9 protein-coding genes are annotated in these 11,454 nt (G+C 41.3%); 1 reads left to right on the top strand and 8 read right to left on the bottom strand.

The window, feature by feature from the left end; translation table 11 throughout:
- From M3234_RS29900 to M3234_RS23175, 4 genes are all read right to left on the bottom strand, one after another.
- Positions 1–116: transposase (locus M3234_RS29900; protein WP_464515026.1), on the bottom strand; the 116-nt coding region annotated here is incomplete at its 3' end.
- Between the two features lie 633 nt (positions 117–749).
- Positions 750–2,531: a glycoside hydrolase family 3 protein gene (locus M3234_RS23185; protein WP_262306987.1), complete on the bottom strand. Its 1,782-nt coding sequence runs from the start codon at positions 2,529–2,531 to the stop codon at positions 750–752.
- Between the two features lie 17 nt (positions 2,532–2,548).
- Entirely contained in the window at positions 2,549–3,421 is an 873-nt protein-coding gene (locus tag M3234_RS23180) for an endonuclease/exonuclease/phosphatase family protein (RefSeq protein WP_262306986.1), read from the bottom strand.
- A 357-nt stretch (positions 3,422–3,778) separates the two neighbouring features.
- Positions 3,779–4,495 carry an SDR family oxidoreductase gene (locus tag M3234_RS23175; protein ID WP_262306985.1) on the bottom strand — a complete coding sequence of 239 codons (717 nt, stop codon included), beginning with the start codon at positions 4,493–4,495 and terminating at the stop codon, positions 3,779–3,781.
- Between the two features lie 268 nt (positions 4,496–4,763).
- Between M3234_RS23175 and M3234_RS23170 the strand changes: the two genes are divergently transcribed.
- Entirely contained in the window at positions 4,764–5,888 is a 1,125-nt protein-coding gene (locus M3234_RS23170) for an NADH:flavin oxidoreductase (protein WP_285858626.1), read from the top strand.
- Between the two features lie 184 nt (positions 5,889–6,072).
- On the opposite strand, the gene M3234_RS23165 is transcribed toward M3234_RS23170, so the two are convergent.
- The 4 genes from M3234_RS23165 to M3234_RS23150 all read right to left on the bottom strand — a co-directional run bounded on the left by M3234_RS23165 (position 6,073) and on the right by M3234_RS23150 (position 11,335).
- On the bottom strand, positions 6,073–6,894 hold the full coding sequence (locus M3234_RS23165; RefSeq protein ID WP_262306984.1) for a carbohydrate ABC transporter permease: 822 nt from the start codon (positions 6,892–6,894) through the stop codon (positions 6,073–6,075).
- A complete protein-coding gene (locus M3234_RS23160) occupies positions 6,894–7,877 on the bottom strand; it encodes a carbohydrate ABC transporter permease (protein ID WP_262306983.1) in 984 nt (327 codons plus the stop codon). The genes M3234_RS23165 and M3234_RS23160 overlap by 1 nt, the downstream gene beginning before the upstream one ends.
- Before the next feature lie 61 nt (positions 7,878–7,938).
- Entirely contained in the window at positions 7,939–9,249 is a 1,311-nt protein-coding gene (locus M3234_RS23155) for an ABC transporter substrate-binding protein (protein ID WP_262306982.1), read from the bottom strand.
- 544 nt (positions 9,250–9,793) lie between these two features.
- Complete coding sequence (locus M3234_RS23150) at positions 9,794–11,335, bottom strand: IS200/IS605 family accessory protein TnpB-related protein (RefSeq protein ID WP_262306981.1); 1,542 nt, start codon at positions 11,333–11,335, stop codon at positions 9,794–9,796.
- Between the last annotated feature and the right edge of the window lie 119 nt (positions 11,336–11,454).

Genomic DNA, 11,454 nt, shown 5'->3' with positions numbered 1-11,454 from the left:
TTAAACTCTGTTGTATAAGATGTATAGGGTTTTATAAAAGCGTCCGCACCATGATGTTCATATTGTTTAATCCAATTTAATAAAACTGTATGATGCAAACCTAGGGATTTTGCAATAGACTTTACTCACTCTGTCCCCTGTTGATAGCGTATAACCGCATCTATTTTTTCCTCTGTAGTAAATTTAGACATATAAAAACTGCACCTCCAATTGTTAGCTGTGTGTCTAACAATTGGGGTGCAGTTCACTAACTCAAGGGTGGATTATTTTTTTCGGTTAAATGACAGGATGGTCACGATTAAACTGGCAAAAGCAATCGCAAACATCAATGATTCAAAGACTGTCACCCGGCATCACCCCCTTTCATTTTGGGAGTGTGCCGACCACCCTTGAGAAATCCTATTCTATTGCCATTCAAGTATAGCATTTACACAAGAAAAAGAACATACATTCCCCTAATTAATTACCACCTTCTGTTTAAGAAATCTCAAAAATTTCCCAACAATATTAGGTAAATAGAAGCGTTTTATCCGTACAAAAAAGAAATTCCTAATTCCCAAAATCTCACCAAATAGACATTCACCAAGCATCAGGGTGCATCCATGCCCACAATCGAAACAGGAGGACCTCAGAGAAGCGTTCCGGCATTTGGATTTTGATTTTTGGATAAAACATTGACGAATAAATCTTCAACTTTATAGCCCGAAAAAAAGCTGAAGACTCTATACAGAGCCTTCAGCTTTTATAGATTAATAGGAAAATCCATCACCGAATTTGGCTACTCCCGGAATGGTTACCGGAAGCTTTCCAGACGGATTGACTTCACCCGCCAGTACTCTGGCCAAGGCATTTATTGATACGTCACGGTCTCCATAGGTTGCCAGATAGGCATTCACATTTGGAAAGGACATTAAATCATATGGGTTGCGAATCGCCGCAACAATGACCGGCTTGCCGGTTCCCTGCAACGCCTTTACCAGGTTTTGCTGTGCCGCATTCGTATTGGCGGTATACGTGGTCACAATGATTTTGTCGGCCTGCTGGGCAGACGCTACGGCACTGTTTATTTGCGCTGCTGTCGGTGAAGCCGCAGTTGCATAGTCACTTGTATTAAACCCTTTATTTCCAAGCAGTCCGGAAAGCATGTTCGGTTTACCTGTTGATGGTCCTGTGATAAAAATCTTGTCCGTATTTTTCAATGGAAGCAGATTGTTTTCATTTTTTACTAGTGTAATACTTTTATTGGCAATTTCATCTGCAGCTGCCAAATGTTCAGCTGTTCCGATATTGGCAATGGCCGATCCAGGTGTATAAGGATTACTGAATAACCCCCGCTTGAATTTATACTCGAGAATTCGGTAGACGGATTCATCGATGCGCTTTTCCGAGATTTCTCCGCTTTGGGCAGCGGCCAGCATTCCATTATAGGCAACCTCTACATTCGGCGGGTTCAGGAGAATATCAGCACCGGCCTTGAATGCTTCGACTGCCACCCGGTCAGCAGGTACAACATTCGCACCTGACATCCCAAGGCTGTCGGTAATAATCAAGCCTTTAAACCCAAGCTCACTGCGAAGCAAATCAGTAAGAATCGGCTTTGATAGTGTCGCAGGCAGTCCGGATGGGTCGAGTGCTGGAACAACGATATGGGCCGTCATAATCGCATCGATGCCTGCATCTATTGCTGCTTTAAACGGTTTTAAATCAACATTATGAAGTGTTTCCAAATCATGATTTATGATTGGAAGGCCATAGTGGGAATCGACTGCTGTATCACCATGTCCCGGAAAATGCTTGGCAGTCGCTATCAAATTTTTGTTTTGGTAAGCCCCTACTTGGGCAACTGTTAATTCTGAAACCAAGCCGGCATCTTCACTAAAGGAACGAACCCCGATAACCGGATTGGCCGGATTGACGTTGACGTCCGCCACCGGTGCAAAATTCATATTCACGCCAATCCCTTTTAATTCTGTGGCTAAAATAGTGGCAGAATTAGCGGCGAATTGAGAGGAACGAGTCGCTCCAATAGCCATATTCCCCGGAAACACAGTTCCTGGGTTTACCAGACGCTGAACAATCCCGCCTTCCTGGTCGGTTGAGACAAACAGCGGGATTGGCATCCGCTGGTCCATGGCGATTTTTTGAATCCCATTCGAAAGAGCGTTAGTCTGTGCGGCATCGAGTGGAGTCAACACATTATCCGTCCAATTAAAATAAATGACACCACCGACATGGTATTTTTCAATCACTTCTTTAAAGTTTTTCCCGCCGCGATTTCCATTCAGGTTGGTTGCTTCATAATTTGGATCTGTCGGTGTTTTTCCATAGACATGGACAATGAACAGCTGGCCAATCTTCTCTTCAAGTGTCATATGCTGAAGTTTGCTTTGAATCCAGCCGTGCTTGGCTTCCCCTTCTTTCCAGCCCGGTTTTGTGGGATCCTGCCAGCCGGTGGCTCCTGCGGAATAGGGCAGGCACAAACATAATAGCGAGATGATGGTAAGGATTGAAAACAAGCTATTCTTTTTCATCGAAATTCTCCTCCTCATTATGGCTGATTTCCGCGAATTAAGGTAAGCTCAGCGATGACAGGACGATGGTCGGAAGCAAGTGTGTCAATCACTTTAGCAGATTTTACGCCAATGTTCGGTGTTGGCATTATATAATCAATTCTGCTGTTTGGCGCTAGCGCTGGGTAAGTATATCCGGGGCCGTCGTTCGTTAGGGCCCAGGCATCAGTGAATTGCTCAAAGAGCGGCTGAAGCTCGGGGGCCTTGGGGCCGGCGTTCATGTCACCTGCTAAAATGCTGTATTCATGCTGCCCCGTATATTGCAGCATATCGGCTACTTGCATTTTCCGCACAATCGGATCCGCACGGTAGTCCAAGTGCGTGACATAAAACCAAACCTTCGCACCCTTTACATTAATCAATGCTTCCAGAAATCCCGGTGCAGGTTTTGGAACCGGATTGGGCTCCTGTGTTGATAGTCTTGCAATATCACGATTAGTCGCTTTAATAATCGGGTATTTACTTAACACCGCCACGCCAAATTCGCGGCGAGGATCCCCATCATTTAGAGGGTCCAGGCTGTAGATTGGAGCGAAGAAATAATACATATCAAGCTCATTGGCCAATATTTCAATATCGTTTTCAAATAAGCTCCGTGCACCCCAATGGACATCGACTTCCTGAAGTGCAATGATTTCCGCACCCGATTGGCGAATCGCCTCTGCCGTTCTTTGAATATTATATTTCCCATCAGACCCGGCTCCGGCTTGAATATTATAGGTCATTACCTTTACATCCACCGTACGTCCCGGCGCCGATTCCCCCATGGCATAGCTCGCTGAACTAAATAAAAATGTAAACGAACTCATAAATACAAAGAAAAGCCAAAACTTTTTACCGGCCCAATTCATAAAAAGAAAGCCTCCTATTCTATAATTTTAAATTCTTATAAATGAAAGATTGTTGAAAAACTACTCATTGTGTGATCCAAGAAGTGAAAGATAAGGAGAATGTATGTAGAAAAAATCTAAGGAGTTTCCGAATACGAAGCAGCATCGCTAAAACCTATCAACCATATTGATTAGACCCCCCCCTTTTTCCAAAATGTAGCATTCAATGCAAAATTACCAAATTATATGTATAGTTGTCTATAAAACTATAGAACCAAAATAAATATTCACCAATCTGGCGCATAGTCCATTTTACCCGCAAAAAAAGCCCCCTCTTTGAGGAGACTTAAAATCTTTATAAACAGTCCTAGTAGTAAACTACACCAAACGAGTGCCACCATCAGCATAAACAACTGTACCAGTTGCGATTGTGTTTTTCGCTAGGTACAGGTACGATTGGGCAACATCTTCGGCAGTTGCCACACGACCAATCGGTAACTTGCTGGCTACTGCAGCAAACATCCCCTGACGTTGTTCCTCCGGCATTCCTGCAAAAATAGGAGTGTCTACTAAACCAGGAGAGACTACATTTACTCTTGTCGGGGCAAGTTCTAGTGAAAGTCCACGGGCTAACCCTTCCACCGCTGAGTTAATCGCAGCCAGAGTTGTTGCACCGACTGATGGACGGACTGCAAATACGCCAGTCGTTAAGGTAATAGAACCTCCCTTTTTTAAGTAAGGAATAGCAGCGTGAACAGTTAAGTATTGTCCCCAGAATTTACCTTCGAAGGCTTCCTTTACACTTTGAACCGGCAATTCACTAAATAAACCCATAGGGGCATCACCAGCAGTAACTACTAAATGGTCAAATTCCCCAATTTGTTCAAAAACAGCCTTTACGTTCGTCTCATTCCTGAAATCAAGTTGATACCCTTCCACATTGTCTCCTAATGATTGTTTTGCTGAAGAAAGTTTTTCAACAGAACGGCTTGCAATAATGACATTAGCAGATTCCTCCAGAAACGCCTTTGCCGTTGCTAACCCTATTCCAGAAGTGCCACCTACAACCACTACACGTTTTCCGACTAATGACATAACTTTAATATCCTCCTCAAGGAAAAAATTACAAACTAACACGACCATAGCAATTCTATTCCCTAATTTATATCTTTATGCTTATAAATACCTACAAAAAGGTGTGAATTCCTACTTTTTACATGCATCATGAAAATTCTATTCATCTACCTATCACTTATATTTTTATAATAATAAAAAAATAGGACTTATCAGTTTATATTTATATAGTTGAATTATAGAATAAAGGAAGCATGATAAAACGAATGAATGGAAGGAAGTGCTCTCCTTGGATCAAAAGTTCGCAGGTCATACATTGTTTCAATCTGTACCGTTTGGAACTAAAATGTTAGAAAGCCGGTTAGTGTTGGCCCCAATGACGAGAATGTTTTCGCCAAATGGTGTCCCTGGGGAAAATGTTGCACAATATTACCGCAAACGGGCAGAGAATGGGATTGGGCTTATCATTACGGAAGGAACAGCCATTAACCATCCTGCTGCAGTAATGAGCCCCGATATTCCCCGCTTTTACGGAGAGGATGCCTTAAATGGCTGGGCAAATGTAGTGAATGAAGTCCACCAAGCAGGTGGCAAAATCATTCCACAATTATGGCATGTAGGGGCGGCACGAAAAGCAGGAAGTGAACCAAATATTGATGCACCTCCCGTGAGTCCGTCTGGATATACCCTACGAGGCCAGAGAAATGAGAAAATAAAGGCTTTAACGAAAGAAGAAGTTACTGAAATGATTTATACATATGCCGAAGCTGCATCAAATGCCAAGCGCATCGGCTTTGATGGAATTGAGTTGCATGGAGCGCATGGATACTTAATTGATCAATTTTTTTGGGAATTAACAAACAAGCGTGATGATGAGTATGGCGGGGATATAGGAGAGCGAACAAAATTCGCGGCAGACATTGTTCGTGCGTGCCGAAAAGAAGTCGGGCCAGATTTTCCAATTGTCTTTCGCTATTCACAATGGAAAGGAACCGATTATCAAGCTAAATTAGCTAAGAACTCTACTGAGCTTGAACAATTGCTCACTCCTTTGGTTGAAGCTGGCGTTGATATTTTCCACTGCTCGACAAGACGAATATGGGAACCTGAATTTAAAGATGAAGATCCATCCTTAAACTTAGCCGGCTGGACTAAACGAATAACTAAAAAGCCAACGATTGCAGTCGGTTCTGTTGGAATTAACCGAGCCTATCTGAGCAATCAGGATAATGATAATGTAACCATTGTAGACAATCTGAGAATTATCGATGAAAAAATTAACGCAGGCGAATTTGATTATGTAGCCGTCGGCCGTGCAGTGCTAGCTGATCCAGAATGGGCAGTAAAACTCAAAAATGGCAAACTTGATCAAGTATTGCATTATACGAAGGAATCTGAGAAATATCTGATTTAATCATACTTATCTTTGATTATTAAGTGAGTAACAATACTAAGTGTATTGGCAGATATTATTGGTGGGGCCGTACCAGGAGGCACCACCCATTGTCTTATAGCAGGAACTCTATTGAATAATAGTAAAAAGAATCCCAAAGTAACGATACATTTCTTTGGGATTCTTTATTTTTTTCATGTCACAATTATCCTTTTACAGACCCGGCAAGGAGCCCTCTTACAAAAAACTTTCCAAGAAAGATATAAACGAGCAAGGTTGGCAAGGCCGCCAGGATCGCTCCCGCCATTTGAACATTCCATTGAACGATTTGGCTGCCGGATAAGTTCTGCAATGCAACCATAATGGGCTGCTGCTGTGAGGTTGTAATGGTAACGGCAAATAGAAATTCATTCCAGATATTTGTAAACTGCCAGATCCCTACAACGACAAATCCGATAATCGAGAGCGGGAACATAATGTAACGGAAAATGGTAAAAAACCCGGCTCCATCAATTTGGGCTGATTCAATCATTTCAGTAGGAACACTAGCATAGAAGTTTCGGAACATTAACGTTGTAATCGGGATGCCGTACACAACATGTACGAGCACCAATCCTGGAATAGAATTATACAATCCGATTTCCCTTAAAAACTGGATTAATGGAATCAAAATACTTTGATAGGGGATAAACATTCCGAATAACACGGCAGTAAAAATCCAGTCCGCTCCTTTAAATTTCCACTTTGATAGGACATATCCATTTAAGGATCCTAATAACGCTGAAATAATGGTCGCAGGAATGACAAGATAAATGGAATTCACAAAGTTCGGCGCCAATTTATTGAATGCCTCTTTATAACTCGTAAAATCAATTGCTCTCGGAAGCTCCCACATTTGCGACAGCGTAATTTGGTCGAGAGGCTTTAAGCTTGTGATGAACATCAGATAGACCGGCATTAAAAAAAATAAACTAAAGGCAATCAAAATCGCATATAGGATTGGGCGGGTCACGACTCTAACCGACATTAGGCACCACCCTTTCTGCTTGAAATCAAGTATGGAACGATAAAGATCGCAACAGATAACAACATAATGATCGTAATGGCAGCACCGTTTGCATAATAATTGCCGCGGAAGGTTGTTTCAAACATATACACACCTGGAACATCCGTTACAAAGTTGGCCCCTGGCCCAGTCATCGCATATATTAAATCAAAGATCTTCAGCGAAATATGGGCCATAATGATAATAACGCTCACGGTAATTGGCATTAACAATGGAAAAATAATCTTCATAAAAATTTGGAATTCAGATGCTCCATCGATTCGGGCCGCTTCGCGCAGCTCATCGGGAATACCACGCAGTCCGGCCAAATACATCGCAACAGAAAATCCTGTCATTTGCCACATTGCCGCAATCACAACCGCAATGATGGCAACTGGAACTCCAAATTCGATTTTCCCCCATTCAATTCCCGGGATAATGGTAACACTCGTATACCACTTCGGTGCCATTCCTAACTTTTTCAAAAACAGGTTTACACCTGTTGAAGGATTTAATAACCATTGCCATACAACACCTGTTACAACAAATGATAAGGCCATTGGAAAAAAGAATATATTACGAAACAATGATTCCGCCCTGATTTTCTGATCCAAAAGAATCGCCAGGACAAGTCCCGAGGTCAGAACGGCAATAATAAAAAACAAGGTAAAAAACAAGGTGTTTCGTAAGTCAGCCTGGAAGCGAAAATCATTAAATAAATAGGCGTAGTTTTTTAATCCCGCAAACGAAAAATCCGGAACGAGTGAATTCCAATTGCTGAGAGAAACGTACCCAGTCCAGCCAATAAAACCGTATACAAAAATGGCAATCAAAATAATGGAAGGAAGGAGACAGAGAATGGCCTTAACCCCGTCAGTTAGTAGCGGGCGTTTCCTCTTTGTTTCCTTAATCGTTAATGGGTTGGATTCACGTTCCAATGATGATGATGTTTTAACAGGCTCCATCGTATTCCCCCCTTGCGATAAAAAAGGGAAGGAGACATTCTCCCCTCCCTTGTCAAGGCTTCTACTTTTTAAGTTCGCTGGATGCTTCTTTTAATGAATCTACAAATTGATCCACTTTCTGTTGAGTAACAAAAATATTAATCGCTTGGTTCATCTTTGTCGAAAACCCTTCAGGTGCTGCGGAACCGTGTGCAATACTCGGAGCTAGACTAGCTTTTTTAAATTCCTCAATGGTCTGCTTTCCATATACATCATATTTTGATGTGTCGGCATCAATGCGAGCAGGAATCGAGCCCTTTAATGGGTTAAATGCATCTTGTCCTTCAACAGAGCCCAACACAGACAGCCATTTCTTTACATCATCAGGATTTTTGACGCCTTTTGGCAATCCGAACGTGTCAGTAATGACCATAAATAAACCATCTGTACCTGGTGTGGTCACCCAGCCAAAGTCTTCATTTGCCTTCAGTTTTAAATCATTGGAGAAATATCCCTTTGCCCAGTCTCCCATCACGTTCATCGCAGCTTCACCCGTTCCCACCAACTGAGAAGCATCCTGCCAGTTACGTGAACTATGATCATCATTTACATAAGACAACATTTTTTTGAATGTTTCAGCAGCTTCTTTTACCTTTGGATCATCAAATTTGAACTCGCCCGTCCATAATTTTTTATAGTTGTCCGCTCCTAGTGTCCCTAAAAGAACAGATTCAAAAAGATGAGTAGCTGTCCACGGCTCCTTATCCCCTAGGGCGAGCGGTGTAATCCCTTTTGATTTCAGAGCATCTGCGACTTTAAAAAAGTCATCAAATGTTTTTGGCGCCTCTAAATTGTTGTCTGCAAAAATCTTTTTGTTATACCAGAGGACATTTCCACGATGAATGTTTACCGGAACAGAATAAATATGTCCATCTTTGCTGACAAGGTCAATTAAATCCTTAGGAAACTTATCTTTCCAGCCTTCCTTATCATAAAGATCATCGAGTGTCTCCATTTTGCCTGCAGCAACCCATCCTTCATTCAATTCGGCACCGCCATGAACTTGGAATGTTGCGGGGGGATCATTCCCCTGCATTCGGCTTGCAAGTACTGCTTTTGCGTTTGTACCTGCACCACCAGCTACAGCTGCGTTTTCAACTTTCACATCAGGGTACTTATCTTTAAATAGTTTAATTAATGCTTTTAAGCCGTCTTCTTCTCCGGCACCTGTCCACCAGCTAAAAATATCTAGAGTGGCACCTTTGCCATCATCTTTGCCCGACTTTTTTCCTGAATCCCCACCTGAACTTGAACTGGAGTCGGAACTGCATCCGGCTAAAACGAATGAAAACACAAGTAAAATCGACAGTATGACCGACCAGGACTTTTTCATCGAATTCCCCCTCTTCTATTTTGAAAGCTCTTACAATTCCAAATATAGCACTAATATTCTGAAAAAATCCGGTAATTTCCTATACTCTTTTGCAATCATCTTCACTTTTTTGTCATTTAACATTTTTCCATAGAAAAGACGTTTATTCCATGTTGGACAACCTTGTCAGCACCGTTCCTGAAAATATAGACATTTATGGATATTACTGTATATACGTTCTAAATGGATGGTAGCTTTTCCATTTAGCACGCAAAACGAACAGAGCTTTTTGCGAATCGCGTTAGGGAATCACACCCTAATTCTAGAATGGATACATCCGTCTGAAAGAGCCTTTTGACCCTTCCAAACTTCATCGTTTCCGTCTCAGTGACATTTTCTTCATCCAGTTGAATGAAGTCCACGCTACAGGATACCTTTTCGATGCTCTAGATTGGCTGTTAGCCACGCTATTTATTGCGCATAACACATATTAAATTGGAGTACGTGGTCCAAATATTCCTTGCAGGTAATTAGGAAGCGTTGCTCCAATTCCTCTGGTTTTCTTTTATATATCTGCTTTTAATAGTTCAATCTTATCCTGAAAATGATAAGTTTTCCTCCAGTGTTTAGTCAGCGAGCGCCAATTACTAAAATTCGACTTTTGTTTATCAAATTTTTTTGGGAAAGACAGAACGGAATCGTATTTTGGTTTTTCTGTTTTAAAATAATAGCCTCTTCTTGCAATCATGCAGGCCGCCGAACCATGGGAACTTAGTCCGTACCTGGCCATAAATTTCATCTGCCCGATTTGGCTCGTATAGGCGGGGTTTACTTTTCTGATTCTTATTCCCGCTTTTTTCCCTTTGGCATCGATTAATTGCTGAAAGAAGGAATAGGCAAGACCCGAAAGCATCCGCGCATAGTTAGGGCCCATTTCTCTTAAAATGGCTTTCTTTTTGGAGAAATCCAATTGCTCGATTACAACATCTTTTTGGACTAACACGGCATAGGCCAAAATTTCTTTTAATGCATCGCTTAAAGACGCTTTAATCTGTTCTTTGCTCCGGCTGTTCATTGGAACATCTACTGCCCAGCTTTTAATAGGGTTGCCAAATCGGTCAATTTCACAAATAGACAAAAATCCTGCATTAAGGTCTATTCCAATTAATCCATTTAGGTTAGATGTTCCTATTTTTGGGGTCTCTTTTTCTACGGTTGTGTTCACATACCACCCTTTTTTCTGTTTCAAAAAACGATAGGTAATAGAGGAATAATATTTTTGCGGTTTGCCACCGCGGGTATAGCCCATGTAGGGAATCTTTGCCTGATCAATGGTTTCTTGCCCATAGGGAAAGTGTACTTCTGGAAAGATAATATATTTGCCATATTTCGAAACAAAATGATTGGCCACCCGCAATCTTAAGACATTTTGTAAATCGTAAGTGGCCGATTGATTTCCAAACGTTTCATCTTTGGAACCCACCACAAGAAACTGGGAAGTTCTGGACTCAACCCACTTTTCCTTCCACTCTCCATGATTTTTGTATTTATTTTCTTCCAAATGAAATTGCTTGTGGAACAACTTTCTGGACCCAAAACAAATGCGAATCTTATGATTCAGTTCATCTGATTTTAATGTTTCCAATTTGTGCTGTACGTTTCGGAGTCTCCGTTTTTTTTGATGAAGGTAAGTTTTTAGGTTTCGGTATTTTTTCCTTTGTTTCGAGAAGGCCGGACTAGTTTGAGGAATTCTTAGAAGTTTTTGTAGAAGCTTATTTTTTTGAGTGGTCTTCTTGACGATGACTTTCTGTAGATAGGCAATTTTGGTTTCCAACTCTTGAATATCAATTTTTCTTTTTTCTAAAATAGAAGAGACTTTCCCATCCAGCTGTATTCTAAGGGAGTTGAATTGTCTGGCGGTGATGCCGAACTGTTTGGAAAAGGTCTTTTTCAGGGAAGTGGTTGATATCCCTTTAATATGGGACTGAACGAATAATCTCCGCTCCAATTCACCAAAAAAGCGGCCATATTCCGATAGGTACATATCCGATGTCAATTTATGATTCAATGGGATGTTGCTTAGTTTAGCTTGATATGTTTGGATCATAATCTCGAACCTCCTTCCTAGCCAATTAATAAGTGACGAACCTATGTTCCTATTTAATTATATAAAAAAAGTACCTATTAGTCCATTAATAAGTACTTTGTATCTATTAAATATTGTAG

The organism is Neobacillus niacini (assembly GCF_023715785.1).
GTDB lineage: Bacteria > Bacillota > Bacilli > Bacillales > Cytobacillaceae > Neobacillus > Neobacillus niacini_E.
The sequence above is the reverse complement of the archived record's forward strand: the minus strand, read 5'-3'. Positions and strand labels throughout refer to the sequence as shown.